15 protein-coding genes and 1 other annotated feature (1 of these 16 running past the window's edge) are annotated in these 17,582 nt (G+C 38.3%); of the genes, 14 read left to right on the top strand and 1 reads right to left on the bottom strand.

Going from position 1 to position 17,582, the window contains the following annotated elements:
* Window positions 1–187: a binding site (T-box leader), on the top strand (it extends 38 nt beyond the left edge of the window).
* Between the two features lie 72 nt (window positions 188–259).
* The 14 genes from ileS2 to pyrE all read left to right on the top strand — a co-directional run bounded on the left by ileS2 (window position 260) and on the right by pyrE (window position 16,855).
* Window positions 260–3,025 carry an isoleucine--tRNA ligase gene (ileS2, locus tag BWGOE10_RS19520; RefSeq protein ID WP_070144626.1) on the top strand — a complete coding sequence of 922 codons (2,766 nt, stop codon included), beginning with the start codon at window positions 260–262 and terminating at the stop codon, window positions 3,023–3,025.
* A gap of 156 nt (window positions 3,026–3,181) precedes the next feature.
* Entirely contained in the window at window positions 3,182–3,511 is a 330-nt protein-coding gene (locus BWGOE10_RS19515) for a hypothetical protein (RefSeq protein ID WP_002111422.1), read from the top strand.
* A 124-nt stretch (window positions 3,512–3,635) separates the two neighbouring features.
* Entirely contained in the window at window positions 3,636–4,094 is a 459-nt protein-coding gene (gene lspA / locus BWGOE10_RS19510; RefSeq protein ID WP_002111421.1) for a lipoprotein signal peptidase LspA, read from the top strand.
* A gap of 4 nt (window positions 4,095–4,098) precedes the next feature.
* Complete coding sequence (locus BWGOE10_RS19505) at window positions 4,099–5,007, top strand: RluA family pseudouridine synthase (RefSeq protein WP_002146047.1); 909 nt, start codon at window positions 4,099–4,101, stop codon at window positions 5,005–5,007.
* A gap of 204 nt (window positions 5,008–5,211) precedes the next feature.
* Window positions 5,212–5,754 (top strand): bifunctional pyrimidine operon transcriptional regulator/uracil phosphoribosyltransferase, encoded by a 543-nt coding sequence (gene pyrR / locus BWGOE10_RS19500; RefSeq protein ID WP_001156489.1) that lies wholly within the window; start codon window positions 5,212–5,214, stop codon window positions 5,752–5,754.
* A 146-nt stretch (window positions 5,755–5,900) separates the two neighbouring features.
* Window positions 5,901–7,193 (top strand): uracil permease, encoded by a 1,293-nt coding sequence (gene uraA, locus BWGOE10_RS19495; protein ID WP_070144625.1) that lies wholly within the window; start codon window positions 5,901–5,903, stop codon window positions 7,191–7,193.
* Between the two features lie 148 nt (window positions 7,194–7,341).
* Window positions 7,342–8,256 carry an aspartate carbamoyltransferase gene (gene pyrB / locus BWGOE10_RS19490; protein ID WP_070144624.1) on the top strand — a complete coding sequence of 305 codons (915 nt, stop codon included), beginning with the start codon at window positions 7,342–7,344 and terminating at the stop codon, window positions 8,254–8,256.
* Window positions 8,240–9,526: a dihydroorotase gene (gene pyrC, locus BWGOE10_RS19485; RefSeq protein WP_070144623.1), complete on the top strand. Its 1,287-nt coding sequence runs from the start codon at window positions 8,240–8,242 to the stop codon at window positions 9,524–9,526. The genes pyrB and pyrC overlap by 17 nt, the downstream gene beginning before the upstream one ends.
* On the top strand, window positions 9,523–10,620 hold the full coding sequence (locus BWGOE10_RS19480; protein ID WP_070144622.1) for a carbamoyl phosphate synthase small subunit: 1,098 nt from the start codon (window positions 9,523–9,525) through the stop codon (window positions 10,618–10,620). The genes pyrC and BWGOE10_RS19480 overlap by 4 nt, the downstream gene beginning before the upstream one ends.
* The gene (carB, locus tag BWGOE10_RS19475) at window positions 10,605–13,823 is read left to right on the top strand and encodes a carbamoyl-phosphate synthase large subunit (RefSeq protein ID WP_070144621.1); all 3,219 of its coding nucleotides are present in this window, start codon (window positions 10,605–10,607) and stop codon (window positions 13,821–13,823) included. Before BWGOE10_RS19480 ends, carB begins: the two co-directional genes overlap by 16 nt.
* Window positions 13,820–14,599 carry a dihydroorotate oxidase B electron transfer subunit gene (gene pyrK, locus BWGOE10_RS19470; RefSeq protein ID WP_070144620.1) on the top strand — a complete coding sequence of 260 codons (780 nt, stop codon included), beginning with the start codon at window positions 13,820–13,822 and terminating at the stop codon, window positions 14,597–14,599. Before carB ends, pyrK begins: the two co-directional genes overlap by 4 nt.
* Window positions 14,596–15,525, top strand: coding sequence for a dihydroorotate oxidase B catalytic subunit (gene pyrD, locus BWGOE10_RS19465; RefSeq protein WP_002088238.1), 930 nt, complete (start codon window positions 14,596–14,598; stop codon window positions 15,523–15,525). The genes pyrK and pyrD overlap by 4 nt, the downstream gene beginning before the upstream one ends.
* Window positions 15,510–16,226 carry an orotidine-5'-phosphate decarboxylase gene (pyrF, locus tag BWGOE10_RS19460; RefSeq protein ID WP_000083488.1) on the top strand — a complete coding sequence of 239 codons (717 nt, stop codon included), beginning with the start codon at window positions 15,510–15,512 and terminating at the stop codon, window positions 16,224–16,226. The genes pyrD and pyrF overlap by 16 nt, the downstream gene beginning before the upstream one ends.
* The gene (gene pyrE, locus BWGOE10_RS19455; RefSeq protein WP_070144619.1) at window positions 16,223–16,855 is read left to right on the top strand and encodes an orotate phosphoribosyltransferase; all 633 of its coding nucleotides are present in this window, start codon (window positions 16,223–16,225) and stop codon (window positions 16,853–16,855) included. Before pyrF ends, pyrE begins: the two co-directional genes overlap by 4 nt.
* 39 nt (window positions 16,856–16,894) lie before the next feature.
* On the opposite strand, the gene BWGOE10_RS19450 is transcribed toward pyrE, so the two are convergent.
* On the bottom strand, window positions 16,895–17,572 hold the full coding sequence (locus BWGOE10_RS19450) for an HAD family hydrolase (protein WP_070144618.1): 678 nt from the start codon (window positions 17,570–17,572) through the stop codon (window positions 16,895–16,897).
* Window positions 17,573–17,582: the final 10 nt, after the last annotated feature.

The following is a 17,582-nucleotide window of genomic DNA, read 5'->3' as shown; positions in this document are numbered from 1 at the left end:
TTATATAGCGAACTGAGGATGGTGTAAGCTCAGGATAAGGAGATAATGGGAATATCACCCTGGAGTTCCGCGCTGAACAAATGGAGTAAGCGTAGGCGTATATTCGCGTTAAGAATATAAAGAGGATTTTATACATACGTATAGGATCTACTAGGGTGGTACCGCGGGAGACTTTCTCGTCCCTTTTTGGGGATGAGAGGTCTCTTTTTTATTCCCTTTTTTAAGGTCTGTCGTTTATATATTTAAGGAGGAATTGAGCATGGAGTACAAAAATACATTACTAATGCCAAAAACAGAGTTCCCAATGCGTGGGAATTTACCGAAACGCGAGCCTGCAATGCAAGAAAAATGGGCTGAAATGAATATTTATGAAAAAGTGCAAGAACATACGAAAGGTCGTCCTTTATTTGTACTACATGATGGACCTCCATATGCGAATGGTGACATTCATATGGGACATGCATTAAATAAAGTATTAAAGGACTTTATTGTTCGCTATAAATCAATGACTGGATACTGTGCACCATATGTACCAGGTTGGGATACACACGGTTTACCGATTGAACAAGCTTTAACGAATAAAGGTGTAAAACGTAAAGAAATGACAGTTGCTGAGTTCCGTAAGTTATGCGCAGAGTATGCATATGAGCAAGTAGAACGTCAACGTGAACAATTTAAGCGTTTAGGTGTACGTGCAGATTGGGATAATCCATATATTACTTTAGAGCCAGCTTATGAAGCACAACAAATTAAAGTGTTTGGTGACATGGCGAAAGAAGGTTATATCTATAAAGGACAGAAACCAGTTTACTGGTCTCCAACGAGTGAATCAGCTTTAGCAGAAGCTGAAATTGAATACCAAGATAAAAAATCAGCATCTATTTACGTAGCATTCCCTGTAAAAGACGGAAAGAACGTATTAGAAGGTGATGAGAAGTTCATTATTTGGACAACAACACCTTGGACGTTACCTGCTAACCTAGGTATTTCTGTTCATCCAGAACTTGAATATGCTATTGTGAAAGTAAATGATGAGAAATATATTATTGCTTCTGAACTATTTGAGACAGTTGCAAAAACGTTAGAATGGGAAAATACTGAAGTTGTGAAAACAGTAAAAGGTAGCGAACTTGAGTATACAGTTGCAAAACACCCATTCTACGATCGTGACTCATTAGTTATGCTAGGGGAGCACGTTACAACAGATGCTGGTACAGGTTGTGTTCATACAGCACCTGGACACGGGGAAGACGATTTCCTTGTTGGTAAGAAATATGGTTTAGAAGTTCTTTGCCCAGTTGATGATAAAGGTGTATTAACAAGTGAAGCACCTGGATTTGAAGGCTTATTCTATGATAAAGCTAATAAACCAATTACGGAAAAATTAGAAGAGGTGGGCGCGTTACTAAAATTAACATTTATTACGCATTCATATCCACATGATTGGAGAACGAAAAAACCAATCATTTTCCGTGCAACAGCACAGTGGTTTGCATCTATTGAAGCATTCCGTAAAGAATTATTACAAGCTGTTGAAGAAACGAAATGGGTGCCAGCATGGGGTGAGACTCGTCTTCATAATATGGTTCGTGACCGTGGTGATTGGTGTATTTCTCGTCAACGTGCATGGGGTGTACCAATTCCTGTATTCTATGCAGAGAATGGTGATCCAATTATTACAGATGAAACAATTAGCAATGTAGCAGATTTATTCCGTGAACACGGTTCTAACGTATGGTTCGAGCGTGAAGCGAAAGATCTATTACCAGAAGGATTTACACATCCAGGTAGCCCAAATGGTGAATTCCGTAAAGAAACAGACATTATGGATGTATGGTTTGATTCAGGTTCTTCGCACCAAGCGGTATTAGAAGAGCGTGATGATTTACAACGTCCAGCAGATTTATATTTAGAAGGATCTGACCAATATCGTGGTTGGTTTAACTCTTCATTATCAACAGCAGTTGCTGTAACAGGTAAAGCACCGTATAAAGGTGTTCTAAGCCACGGTTTCGTACTAGATGGTGACGGACGTAAAATGAGTAAGTCGATTGGAAACATCGTCGTACCGAAGAAAATTATGGATCAATTAGGCGGCGATATTTTACGCTTATGGGTTTCTTCTGTTGACTATCAATCTGATGTACGTATTTCAGATGATATTTTAAAACAAGTAGCAGAAGTATATCGTAAAATCCGTAATACATTCCGTTTCTTATTAGGAAACTTAGATGACTTTAATCCAAGTGAAAATACAGTGGTGGCAGCTGAGCTTCGTGAAGTGGACCGTTACATGTTAGTAAAATTAAATGACTTAATTACAAAAGTGAAAGAAGCATATGAAGCATATGACTTTGCAGCAGTATATCACGCAATCCATAACTTCTGTACAATTGATTTAAGTTCATTCTATTTAGACTTTGCGAAAGACATTTTATACATTGAAGGTGCAAATCACCAAGATCGCCGCGCAATTCAAACAGTATTATATGATGTTCTTGTTGCATTAACAAAACTTGTAACACCAATCTTATCTCATACAGCTGATGAAGTATGGCCTTATGTTCCTGGTGCAGAAGAAGAAAGCGTACAGTTAACTAATATGCCAGAAGTTGTAGAAGTAGCTGGTGCTGAAGCGTTAAAAACAAAATGGGATGCATTTATGACGTTACGTGATGACGTATTAAAAGCTTTAGAAGTCGCTCGTAATGAAAAAGTAATTGGTAAGTCATTAAATGCAAGTATTACACTATACCCGACTGCAGAAATGAAAGCTATGTTAGAGTCTATTAGTGAAGACTTAAAGCAACTATTTATCGTTTCTGAGTATAAACTTGGTGGTATGATGGAAGAAGCACCAAAAGAAGCGCCTAAGTATGAGCATACAGCGGTTGTTGTAGCTCAGGCAACGGGTGACACATGTGAACGTTGTTGGGTTGTTTCAGAAACAATTGGTAAAGATGCGGAACATGAAACATTATGTGAGCGTTGTGCAACGGTTGTTAAAGAAAACTATGTAAAATAATAAAAAAACTGACTGCTCATAATAGCAGTCAGTTTTTTGTTGATGATATATCGAAATAACTTTCACTCTCTTTCCTATGAAGGAAAAATGTGTGTGAGGTAAGCGTGGAAATTTCGGACACACTAATTGTACATTGCAGCTGGGAGGAATGTACACGTGAATGAAATTTATATGGAAATAAAAGAAGAATTGCAATTGATGAGAAAAGAGTTGCAAGATAGACTGGCTAAAGAAGTAATGCACACATACTATATGGAATTTGGGCAAGAACTTGGATATGAAATAAAGGAAGAGACAAAGAAAAAATTGCTATTACATGATATAAAAGAGGATTTAAAAGATGTAGAACGTGCATTGTTTAAAATGGAAATAGATATGTACGGTATTTGTGAAGAAACTGGAAGAGCGATTCCTACAAAACAAATGAAAACAATGCCGACTGCTCGTACTATTCATGAATTTTTCTATGAAAAGGTAAATGTATGAATACGCACAACGATATTATGTTACCTTTTTTTAATTTATTTTATTCTTCCGTAAAGGTTCATTGTGAAAAGATAGCAGCTATGCTAAAATTTTGAGGTACACTGTCTTTGTGGGGGAAATGAAAATGATATATTATGTAATAGCGTTATTTGTCATTGCCATCGATCAAATATCGAAGTGGCTAATTGTAAAGAACATGGAATTGGGTACGAGCATTCCGATTATCGATAATGTATTATACATAACATCACATCGAAATAGAGGAGCTGCCTGGGGTATTTTAGAAAATAAAATGTGGTTTTTCTACATTATTACAGTCATTTTCGTAGTATTTATCGTATTTTATATGAAAAAATATGCGAAAACGGACAAGCTTCTAGGTATTTCATTAGGTCTAATTTTAGGCGGAGCAATTGGCAATTTTATTGATCGTGTATTTAGACAAGAAGTAGTGGATTTCATTCACGTGTATATTTTCTCGTACAACTATCCAGTATTCAATATAGCTGACTCAGCATTATGTATTGGAGTTGTATTAATTATTATTCAAACAGTATTAGAAGGAAAGAAAACGAAGGAGTAATTGAATGAGTGAAGTAGTACAAGTAACAGTTGCAGAAGAACAAAAAAGCGAGCGAATTGATAAATTCGTTGCAGAAATAAACAGTGAATGGTCACGTTCACAAGTGCAGCAATGGATTAAAGATGCTGTTGTGACAGTAAATGGGAAATCGGTTAAAGTGAATTACAAAGTAAAAGAAAATGATGAAATTACAGTAACAATTCCCGAGCCAGAAGAGTTAGATATTCAACCGGAAGATATGAATTTAGAAGTTTATTATGAAGATGCCGATGTACTAGTTGTAAATAAGCCGCGTGGCATGGTAGTACATCCAGCACCAGGGCATACGAAGGGTACGCTTGTAAACGGACTTATGCATCATTGTACAGACCTATCAGGTATTAACGGTGTAATGCGTCCTGGTATAGTACACCGTATTGATAAGGATACATCTGGATTATTAATGGTTGCTAAAAATGATATGGCGCACGAATCACTTGTCAATCAACTTGTAGCAAAAACAGTAACAAGACGCTATAAAGCGATTGTACATGGTGTAATTCCACATGATAAAGGAACAATTGATGCTCCAATTGGTCGTGATAAAAAAGAACGTCAAAGTATGACTGTTGATGAAAATGGTAAGAATGCAGTTACACATTTCCAAGTGTTAGAGCGATTTAAGGATTTCACACTTGTAGAATGTCGCTTAGAAACGGGACGTACACACCAAATTCGTGTTCATATGAAATATATTGGTTATCCACTTGCAGGGGATCCAAAGTATGGTCCGAAGAAAACATTAGATATGAATGGACAAGCACTTCATGCAGGGATTTTAGGTTTCGATCACCCTCGTACTGGTGAATATATTGAGTTTGAGGCACCGATTCCAGAAGTGTTTGAAGAGGCGCTAAATATTTTACGGAAATAGTATTGACAAATCATAAGAAAACTGAGATACTGACAACAGTTAAATAATGATCCTTTAACACAGCCCCGTGAGGTTGAGAAGGTAACGGTTTGAAATACTTAGGGTATGCTGTACCCTTTTTTCAAAAGTCCTCTCGCACACGCTGAGAGGACTTTTTTTATACCATTACTCTCACGCAAGAAAAAAAGCTTGGAGGTGTAGAGCATGCAAGAGAAAGCTGTCGTTTTAGATGACCAAATGATTCGCCGCGCTTTAACACGAATTAGTCATGAAATCGTGGAACGAAATAAAGGTGTCGATAATTGTGTTCTTGTCGGAATAAAAACACGTGGAATTTTTATTGCACAACGTTTGGCAGAACGAATTGGTCAAATTGAAGGAAAAGAGATGGAAGTAGGAGAGTTAGATATTACGTTATATCGTGATGATTTAACACTACAATCGAAACATAAAGAACCACTTGTAAAAGGTTCTGATATTCCTGTAGATATTACGAAGAAAAAAGTTATCCTTGTGGATGATGTGTTATATACAGGAAGAACAGTTCGAGCAGCAATGGATGCTCTTATGGATTTAGGTAGACCATCACAAATCCAATTGGCTGTTCTTGTTGATAGAGGTCATCGTGAATTACCAATTCGCGCTGATTATGTAGGAAAGAACATTCCAACATCTAGTGAAGAGCGTATCGAAGTTGATTTGCAAGAGACAGATCAACAAGATCGAGTAAGCATATACGATAAGTAAAGCCCTTTTAAATGTAGTCCTGTGAGGCTGCCAAAGGGTCTTGGCTTTCATATGTCAAATTTGGCATACGAAAGTGTAGGACTCTTTGTGCACAGGCACAAAGAGTTTTTTTATTGCAAAAATTAAAACTGAAGGAGGATGCAACAATGGAGCAAAAGCCAGTGTTAGACATTCATGAAGTACCGAAACCGGGAAAATGGTTATTATTAAGTATACAACATTTGTTCGCGATGTTTGGATCAACAGTGCTTGTTCCGTTTTTAACAGGACTGAATCCATCAGTAGCTTTAATATCAAGTGGATTAGGAACGCTAGCGTTTCTTCTAATAACGAAAGGTCAAGTACCAGCATATTTAGGATCATCATTCGCCTTTATTGCACCAATTATTACAGCAAAAACAGCAGGTGGACCTGGAGCAGCAATGCTTGGTGGAATGCTTGCGGGACTTGTGTACATCTTAATCTCACTCGGAATTAAGAAATCTGGGTCAGAGTGGATAATGAAATTACTTCCGCCAATCGTAGTTGGACCAGTCGTAATGGTAATCGGTTTAGCTTTAGCACATACAGCGGTGAACATGGCGATGAACGGTGCGGATGGTAAGTATAGCATTACACACTTTTCAGTAGCATTAGTAACATTAGCAATTACAATCATTTGCTCCATATTCGGAAGAGGGTTTTTCAGTATCATACCAGTTTTACTTGGAATCATCGGCGGGTATATATTCGCTTACTTCCAAGGGCTAGTAGATTTAAAGCCAGTAGCTGAGGCAAAATGGTTTGTCATACCAGACTTCACAGTACCGTTTGTAACATATACTCCCGAGTTTTCATGGAAAATTGTACTCTTAATGGTACCAGTTGCACTTGTAACAATTTCAGAACATATCGGACATCAAATTGTACTTGGAAATGTTATTAAAAGAGATTTAATTGAAAAACCAGGTTTACATCGTTCAATCTTCGGTGATGGGGTAGCAACATTGATCGCATCACTAATAGGTGGACCACCGAATACAACGTACGGTGAAAACATCGGTGTGCTAGCAATTACGAGAGCATACAGTGTATACTTATTCATCGGTTCAGCAGTGTTCGCAATCATGTTTGGATTTATCGGGAAGATTTCAGCACTGATTCATTCGATCCCAACACCGGTTATGGGTGGTGTATCAATCTTACTATTCGGTGTAATCGCATCAAGCGGTTTACGCATGATGGTAGACGATAAAACAGACTTAAGCGACAAACGAAACTTAATGATTGCATCAGTTATACTAGTAATCGGTATTGGCGGGGCGGTACTACACGTAGGTGAATCGTTCCAAGTAGAAGGAATGGCACTAGCGGCAATTGTAGGTGTACTATTAAATCTACTACTACCAGAAACAAAACAAGTAAACAAAACAAAACAATCTAAGCAGATTGCTTCATAAAAATAACCTTTTAATTCAGTCCTGTGAGACAGAAAAGGGTGGCTACTTTAACGCACCCTAGTCTCAAAAGATTAGGGTATTTTTATACAGTTATTGTTATATAAATTCATGAGTGTTATCATAAAAAACAGAAAGATGAGGGATGACGATGAGCCATTTGTTAACGATGAGTGAATTATCGGAACAAGAAATTTCAGAAATCCTAAAAGACGCAGAAGATTTTGCGAATGGAAAAGAGAGAAAAACGACAGAGCAAACATTTGTTGCGAACTTGTTCTTTGAGAATAGTACGAGGACGAGATTTAGCTTCGAAGTTGCTGAGAAGAGATTAGGACTTGAAGTATTAGACTTTTCCGCAGATTCATCTAGCGTACAAAAAGGAGAAACTTTATACGATACGATAAGAACACTAGAATCAATCGGAACAAAAGCGGTAGTCATCCGCCATGAGCAAGATCGTTACTTCGATGAATTAAAAAATCAGGTGAATATCCCAATCTTGAACGCTGGAGATGGATGTGGAAATCATCCAACGCAATGTCTGCTGGATCTTCTAACAATTAAACAAGAGTTTGGAAGATTTGAAGGTTTGAAGATTGCAATAGTTGGGGATGTTCGTCATAGCCGAGTAGCACGTTCCAATGCAGAAGCATTAACAAAACTGGGCGCGACAATTTACTTTGCAAGCCCAGAAGATTGGAAAGATGAAGAGAACACATTTGGAACGTACAAGAGTTTAGATGAACTTGTTCCAGAAGTGGATGTGATGATGTTACTTCGTGTACAACATGAGCGTCATGACCATTATGAAACAGACATTATGAAAGAGTACCACGAGCAACATGGGTTAACAGTTGAAAGAGAAAAACGTATGAAAGAAGGAAGCATTATTATGCATCCAGCCCCTGTAAACCGTGATGTTGAAATTGCGAGTGAACTTGTCGAGTGTGAACGCTCACGCATATTTAAGCAAATGGAAAACGGGGTCTACGTAAGAATGGCTGTACTAAAACGCGCATTACCAAATGTATTAGGAGGAATGAAACATGAATTATTTGTTTAAAAACGGTCGTTATATAAATGAAGAAGGAAAAATTGTAGCAACAGATCTTCTCGTACAAAACGGTAAAATTGCGAAGGTAGCAGAAAATATTACGGCAGATAATGCTGAAGTAATCGATGTAAATGGAAAGTTAATCGCACCTGGATTAGTAGATGTACACGTTCATCTTCGTGAACCGGGTGGTGAACATAAAGAAACAATTGAAACGGGAACACTTGCAGCAGCAAAAGGTGGATTTACTACAATTTGCGCAATGCCAAACACACGCCCAGTACCAGATTGTAAAGAACATATGGAAGACCTGCAAAAGCGTATTAAAGAAAAAGCACATGTAAATGTATTACCATATGGAGCAATTACAGTACGTCAAGCAGGTTCTGAAATGACTGATTTTGAAACGTTAAAAGAACTTGGGGCATTCGCTTTCACTGATGATGGAGTAGGCGTACAAGATGCAAGCATGATGCTAGCTGCTATGAAACGTGCAGCGAAATTAAATATGGCGGTTGTTGCACACTGTGAAGAAAATACGCTTATTAATAAAGGTTGTGTACATGAAGGGAAGTTTTCTGAGAAGCACGGATTAAACGGTATCCCATCGGTATGCGAATCTGTACATATTGCCCGGGACATCTTACTTGCGGAAGCAGCAGATTGTCACTATCACGTATGTCACGTAAGTACAAAAGGATCTGTACGCGTAATTCGTGATGCAAAACGCGCTGGAATTAAAGTAACAGCGGAAGTAACACCGCATCACTTAGTACTATGTGAAGACGATATCCCATCAGCTGATCCTAACTTTAAAATGAATCCACCGCTTCGAGGAAAAGAAGATCATGAAGCATTAATTGAAGGATTATTAGATGGAACAATCGACATGATTGCAACAGATCATGCACCACATACAGCAGAAGAAAAAGCACAAGGTATTGAAAGAGCGCCATTCGGAATTACTGGTTTTGAAACAGCATTTCCACTCTTATATACAAACCTTGTGAAAAAAGGAATTATAACATTAGAACAGTTAATTCAATTCTTAACAGAAAAACCAGCTGATACATTCGGTTTAGAAGCAGGTCGCCTGAAAGAAGGTAGAACAGCTGATATTACAATTATCGATTTAGAACAAGAAGAAGAAATTGATCCAACAACATTCTTATCAAAAGGAAAAAACACACCATTCGCAGGTTGGAAATGCCAAGGTTGGCCGGTTATGACAATCGTTGGTGGTAAGATCGCATGGCAAAAGGAGAGTGCATTAGTATGAAAAGACAACTTATCTTAGAAGATGGAACAGTATTAATTGGAAAAGGTTTCGGAGGAGAAATCGAAAAGTCAGGTGAGGTTGTATTTACAACTGGGATGACTGGATATCAAGAAACTTTATCTGATCCATCATACTGCGGTCAAATCGTAACATTTACGTATCCATTAATCGGAAACTACGGCATTAACCGTGATGATTTTGAATCAATTCACCCATCTGTAAATGGTTTAATCGTAAACGAAATTTGTGATCATCCATCAAACTTCCGTAATGAAATTTCGTTAAATGATTACTTGAAAGAAAGAAATATCCCAGGATTAGCAGGAATTGATACGAGAAAATTAACAAGAAAAATTCGTCAATATGGAACTTTACGCGGACGTCTTTGTAACATGGATGTGGGTGTAGAGGACATCGTTAGCCAATTGAAAGCAACTGTCTTTACAGATCATGTGAAACGCGTATCAACAAAAGATCCATACCCAAGTCCAGGCCGTGGTCATCGCGTTGTACTTGTAGACTTCGGAATGAAACATGGTATTTTACGAGAATTAAATAAGCGTGACTGTGATGTAATTGTTGTACCTTATAATACAACAGCAGAAGAAATTTTACGCCTTAGCCCAGATGGAATTATGTTAAGTAATGGACCTGGGGATCCAAAAGATGTACCGGAAGCGATTGAAATGCTGCAAGGAATCATTGGTAAAGTTCCTTTATTCGGGATTTGCCTAGGACATCAATTGTTCGCACTAGCATCTGGTGCGAATACAAGTAAGTTAAAATTCGGTCACCGTGGTTTAAATCATCCAGTAAAAAATCTTGCAACTGGAAAAGTAGCAATCACTTCTCAAAACCATGGTTATGCAGTAGAAGAAGAATCAGTTAAAAATACAGAGCTTGAAATTACACATGTTGCTTTAAATGATGGAACAGTAGAAGGTCTTCGTCATACGAAGTTCCCAGCATTTACAGTGCAATACCATCCAGAAGCTTCTGCAGGACCAGAAGATGCAAATGATTTATTCGAAGATTTCTTAGCAATGATTGAAAACTTCAAGAAAGAAGGGGAAGAGTTATGCCAAAACGCCTAGACATTAACACAATTTTAGTAATCGGATCAGGACCAATTGTAATTGGGCAAGCAGCAGAGTTTGATTACTCTGGTACACAAGCTTGTCAATCTCTTAGAGAAGAAGGTTACAAAGTAATCCTTGTTAACTCTAACCCAGCAACAATTATGACAGATACTGCAACAGCAGATAAAGTATATATAGAACCATTAACACTAGAATTCGTAAGCCGTATCATTCGTAAAGAACGTCCAGATGCAATCCTACCAACATTAGGTGGTCAAACAGGCCTGAATATGGCTGTTGAACTTGCGAAATCAGGCATACTTGAAGAGTGCGGAGTTGAAATTTTAGGAACAAAATTATCAGCAATCGAGCAAGCGGAAGATCGTGATTTATTCCGTACATTAATGCAGGAATTAAATGAACCAATTCCATCTAGCACGATTATTCATACGCTGGAAGAAGCACATGAATTTGTAAAAGAAATTGGTTATCCAGTTATTGTTCGCCCAGCATTTACAATGGGGGGCACAGGTGGCGGAATCTGTAGTAATGAAGAAGAACTAATTGAAATCGTATCAGGTGGATTAAAACATAGTCCAGTAACACAATGTCTATTAGAAAAGAGTATTGCTGGTTGTAAGGAAATTGAATATGAAGTAATGCGTGATTCGAATGATAACGCGATTGTAGTATGTAACATGGAAAATATCGATCCAGTTGGGGTTCACACAGGTGATTCTATCGTTGTAGCACCGAGCCAAACATTAAGTGACCGTGAGTATCAAATGTTACGAAACACTTCATTAAGAATTATTCGTGCATTAGGAATTGAAGGTGGATGTAACGTTCAGCTTGCACTTGATCCACATAGCTTCCAATACTATGTAATCGAAGTAAACCCGCGTGTGAGTCGTTCGTCTGCACTAGCATCTAAAGCAACTGGATATCCAATTGCGAAGTTAGCGGCGAAAATTGCAGTCGGTTTAACATTAGATGAAATTGTAAACCCAGTAACACAAAAAACATACGCTTGCTTCGAGCCAGCATTAGACTATGTTGTTTCAAAAATTCCACGTTGGCCATTTGATAAGTTTGAATCAGCAAACAGAACACTTGGTACACAAATGAAGGCAACTGGTGAAGTTATGTCAATCGGACGTAACTTAGAACAATCATTATTAAAAGCGATCCGTTCTTTAGAGCTTGGCGTTTATCACCTAGAGTTAGACCACTTAAAAGAGCTTGATAAAGAAACGATGAAAAAGCGTATTATAAAAGCTGATGATGAACGACTGTTTGTTGTAGCAGAAGCGATGCGTCAAGGTGTAACGAAAGAAGAAATCAACGAATGGTGTGAAATGGACTTCTTCTTCTTACAAAAAGTTGAAAATATCGTAAACATGGAACGCGAAGTAAAAGCGAATGTAGGAAATATGGAAGTGTTACAATCTGCGAAAGAAATGGGCTTCAGTGACCATTACATCGCCAATGCTTGGAACAAAACAGAGCGTGAAATTTACGATATGCGTAAAGAAAGCAATATGACGCCTGTTTATAAGATGGTAGATACTTGTGCGGCAGAGTTTGAATCTGCAACACCATACTACTACAGCACATATGGTGACGAGAATGAATCGATTGTAACAGATCGTAAGAGTGTAGTTGTACTAGGCTCTGGTCCAATCCGTATTGGTCAAGGTGTTGAGTTTGATTATGCAACAGTTCACTCTGTATGGGCAATAAAAGAAGCTGGATATGAGGCAATCATTGTTAATAATAACCCAGAAACAGTTTCAACAGACTTCAGTATTTCTGACAAATTATACTTTGAACCATTAACAATCGAAGATGTAATGCACATTATCGATTTAGAAAAGCCAGAAGGTGTTATCGTCCAATTCGGTGGACAAACGGCAATTAACTTAGCAGCTAAATTAGAAGCACACGGTGTGAAAATCTTAGGAACATCACTTGAAGATTTAGACCGTGCAGAAGATCGTGATAAGTTTGAAGCAGCTTTAACAAAGCTTGGTATCCCGCAACCAGTTGGTAAAACAGCAACGACTGTAGAGCAAGCAGTAGCAATCGCTGACAAAATTGGTTACCCAGTATTAGTAAGACCATCTTACGTACTAGGTGGACGTGCGATGGAAATCGTATATCGTCAAGAAGAATTACTGCACTACATGAAAAATGCGGTTAAAGTTCACGCAGATCACCCAGTATTAATCGACCGTTATATGGTTGGTAAAGAAATTGAAGTAGATGCAATTTCAGACGGTGAGAATGTATTCATTCCAGGTATTATGGAACATATTGAACGCGCTGGAGTTCACTCTGGGGATTCAATTGGAGTATATCCACCACAGAGTTTATCTGAAAAACTAAAAGAGCAAATTATTGAACATACAATTTCACTTGGAAAAGGTTTAAACATTGTTGGATTACTAAACATTCAGTTTGTAGTATTCAAAGATGAAGTGTATGTAATTGAAGTAAATCCACGTGCGAGCCGTACAGTACCATTCTTAAGTAAAATTACAGGCGTACCGATGGCAAATATCGCTACGAAAGTTATTTTGGGTCAAAACCTTGTAGAACAAGGATATGGAACTGGCTATCACCCAGAAGAGAAGGAAGTGTATGTAAAAGCACCGGTATTCTCATTTGCGAAACTACGCTCAGTTGATACAACATTAGGACCTGAAATGAAATCAACAGGGGAAGTAATGGGTAAAGATTTAACGCTTGAAAAAGCATTATATAAAGGACTTGTTGCTTCAGGAATTAACATTCCAACGCACGGATCAGTAATCATCACTGTAGCGGATAAAGATAAAGAAGAGGCAATGGAAATTGCAAAACGTTTCCACGAAATCGGCTACAACTTATTAGCAACAGCTGGAACAGCACAATCGTTAGCAGAGCAAAATATCCCAGTGCAAGTTGTAAACAAAATTGATTCTGAAGAATACAACTTACTTGATATTATCCGTCAAGGAAAAGCACAGTTTGTAATCAATACATTAACAAAAGGAAAACAACCAGCGCGTGATGGTTTCCGCATTCGCCGTGAATCAGTAGAAAATGGTGTGGCTTGCTTAACATCACTTGATACAACGAGAGCAATCTTACGAGTATTAGAATCTATGACATTCTCAGCTCATTCAATGAAAGAAATTACGCAAACGAAGCGTCACGAGGTGGTACATGCATGATGCAAAAGCAAAATATGATCGTCGTTAACCAAAAAGAAATCGCAAAAAACATTTACGAATTAGTGCTTCAAGGAACGTTAGTACAGCAAATGAACGAACCAGGGCAGTTTGTACACATTAAGGTAGCAGAGGGCATTGCGCCCCTTCTGCGCCGCCCAATTAGTATTTGTAATGTCGATCAAGACAAGAACGAATTTACAATGCTATATCGTGCGGAAGGACAAGGAACAAAAACATTAGCGAAAAGAAAACAAGGTGAACTTGTAGATGTGTTAGGACCACTTGGTCATGGATTTCCTGTAGAAGAAGCGGAATCTGGACAAACGGCTCTATTAGTTGGCGGGGGAATTGGTGTACCACCACTATATGAATTGTCACAGCGTCTTGTAGCAAAAGGAGTACGCGTTATTCACATCTTAGGTTTCCAAACGAAAGGTGTTGTCTTCTATGAAGAGAAATTCGCAGAACTTGGTGATACGTATGTTGCAACAGTTGATGGTACACATGGTACAAAAGGGTTTGTAACAGATGTAATTGATAGCTATGGAATTGACTTTGACATTCTATACTCATGTGGACCTTTAGCGATGCTTCGTGCATTAGAAGGACGCTATAAAGAGAGAAAAGCCTACATTTCATTAGAAGAACGCATGGGCTGTGGCATTGGAGCATGTTTCGCATGTGTATGCCATTTGCAAGCAGATCCGAGTGGACATTCTTACAAGAAGGTGTGTAGCGACGGACCAGTATTTCCAATCGGGGAGGTTGTACTATGAACAGATTGCAAGTTGAATTACCAGGGTTATCATTAAAAAATCCAATCATCCCAGCATCTGGTTGCTTCGGATTTGGTCGTGAGTATGCACAGTTCTATGATTTAAGTGTACTTGGATCAATTATGATTAAAGCGACGACAGAACAACCTCGTTATGGAAACCCAACGCCTCGTGTTGCTGAAACACCAGGCGGAATGCTAAATGCAATCGGGCTTCAAAATCCTGGATTGGAAAAGGTAATGAATTCTGAATTACCTTTTCTCGAGCAATTTGATCTTCCGATAATTGCAAACGTTGCTGGTTCACAAGCTGAGGATTACGTAGCGGTTGCGAAGGCAATTTCAAAAGCACCGAATGTTCATGCGCTAGAATTAAATATTTCTTGTCCAAACGTAAAAACGGGTGGTATCGCTTTTGGTACAAATCCTGAAATTGCTGCTGATTTAACGAAGCGAGTAAAAGAGGTTTCTGAAGTACCGGTATATGTGAAATTGTCACCGAACGTGGCAAACATTGTGGAGATTGCAAAAGCAATTGAAAATGCAGGTGCGGACGGTTTAACGATGATTAATACATTGCTTGGTATGCGTCTAGATTTAAAAACTGCAAAACCAATTTTAGCAAACCGTACGGGCGGACTATCAGGGCCTGCGATTAAGCCAGTAGCAATTCGCATGGTACATGAAGTAAGTCAAGCGGTTAACATTCCGATTATCGGAATGGGTGGTATTGAAACAGCGGAAGATGTAATTGAATTCTTCTATGCTGGTGCAAGCGCAGTTGCAGTAGGAACAGCGAACTTTATCGATCCGTTCGTATGTCCAACAATTATTGAAGAGTTACCTGCATTACTAGATGAATTAGGATTTGATCACATTTCGGAATGTCAAGGAAGGAGCTGGAAGCAAACATGTCACAGTCGTTAATCGTTGCACTAGATTTTCCAGGGAAACAAGATGTAGAACAATTCTTACACCACTTTGAAGGGGAAGAGTTATTTGTCAAAGTCGGTATGGAGTTGTTTTACAAAGAAGGTCCTGCAATTATTACGTACTTAAAAGAAAAAGGACATAAAATCTTCTTAGATTTAAAACTTCATGATATTCCGAATACAGTAAAAAGCGCTATGCGCAGCCTAGCTAGTCTAGATGTTGATATGGTAAATGTTCATGCTGCTGGGGGAAGCAGCATGATGAAAGCTGCGATCGAGGGATTAGAGGAAGGTAAGCAAGAAGGAAAAGAGAGACCGATTTGTATTGCAGTTACACAACTAACAAGCACTTCGGAAGCTATGATGAAAAAAGAGATCGGCATTGAGAAAACGTTAGAAGAAGCGGTTGCTCATTATGCAAAATTAACGAAAGAAAGTGGACTTGATGGAGTTGTTTGCTCAACACTTGAAGTACCAAAATTACGTGAAGTATGCGGAAATGAATTTGTAACAGTAACACCGGGGATTCGTCTTGCAAGCGATGATGTAAATGACCAAGTGCGCGTTGCAACACCGAAACGTGCGAGGGAACTTGGCTCAAGCTATATCGTAGTTGGACGTAGTATTACAAAAGCAGAAAATCCGCTTGAAGCGTATAAAACAGTAAAACAACAGTGGGAAGGTGTAACAGTATGAAAAAAGAAATCGCATCGCATTTATTAGAAATTGGAGCAGTATTTTTACAACCGAATGATCCATTTACTTGGTCTTCTGGTATGAAATCACCAATTTATTGTGATAATCGTTTAACTTTATCTTATCCAAAAGTACGCCAAGCGATTGCAGCTGGATTAGAAGAGTTAATTAAAGAGCACTTCCCAACTGTAGAAGTTATTGCAGGAACAGCAACTGCTGGTATTGCGCACGCTGCATGGGTAAGCGATCGTATGGATTTACCAATGTGCTACGTACGTAGTAAAGCAAAAGGTCACGGTAAAGGGAAACAAATCGAAGGAAAAGCTGAAAAAGGTCAAAAAGTAGTAGTAGTAGAAGACTTAATTTCAACTGGCGGTAGTGCAATTACATGTGTAGAAGCACTTCGCGAAGCTGGCTGTGAAGTATTAGGAATCGTATCAATCTTCACATACGAGCTTGAGTCAGGAAAAGAGAAACTAGAAGCAGCAAACGTAGCATCATATTCTTTAAGTGATTACAGTGCATTAACTGAAGTTGCAGCAGAAAAAGGTATGATCGGACAAGCTGAAACGAAAAAGTTACAAGAATGGCGTAAAAATCCAGCTGACGAAGCTTGGGTTACAGCGTAATATGAAAAAAGACGACTGCGGGGGAACGCGGTCGTCTTTTTATATCATTGTTAAAAATTCACGTAAAGAACGTATTGTGGGCACATCGTATTTTAGCAGTGATTCGTTCCGGTTTAACCAAATCCCATGCATTCCAGCTATTGTACTACTAATTGCATCTGTTTCTAATCGATCGCCAATATAATAGCAATCTTTCATTTCAAGATTCGATTGTAATCCGGCTCTGTAGAAAATTTCTGGATCTGGTTTCGATATACCAATTTCACTAGAAGTAAATATGTATTTGAAATATTGTAGAATGTTTAGAGCAGTTAATTTTTCGATTTGTTGTTCATAGTCGCCATTACTAATGATGCCCAATGAATATCCTCTTTGCTGTAAGGATTGTAATGTATAGAGTACATCTTCAAACAGGGTCCAGTTGTTCTTATATAGTTCTATATATTGATTGAATCTGTGCTGAGATTCCCCGGGGGATAAGTTTACTCCATATGTTTTAAATAAATGATACATTCGCATCCCTTGTTGTTCTTGAAAAGATAATTCTTTGGATAAAAATTTGTTGAAATATTGTTCGGATAATTCATGCCATAGTTTCGTGGCCTCTAATTCGTTTCCTGAAAAAATATCATTATACTTTTGGAAGAAATGTGAGATACCATTTTTCTCAGCAGTGTCGTAATCAAGTAAAGTTCCATCAACATCAAAGAAAATCATATTATAATCT

This window comes from Bacillus mycoides, assembly GCF_001757995.1.
In the GTDB taxonomy this organism is placed as follows: domain Bacteria; phylum Bacillota; class Bacilli; order Bacillales; family Bacillaceae_G; genus Bacillus_A; species Bacillus_A mycoides_B.
Note: the sequence above shows the minus strand (reverse complement) of the source record. Positions and strands in the feature narration are given on the sequence as shown.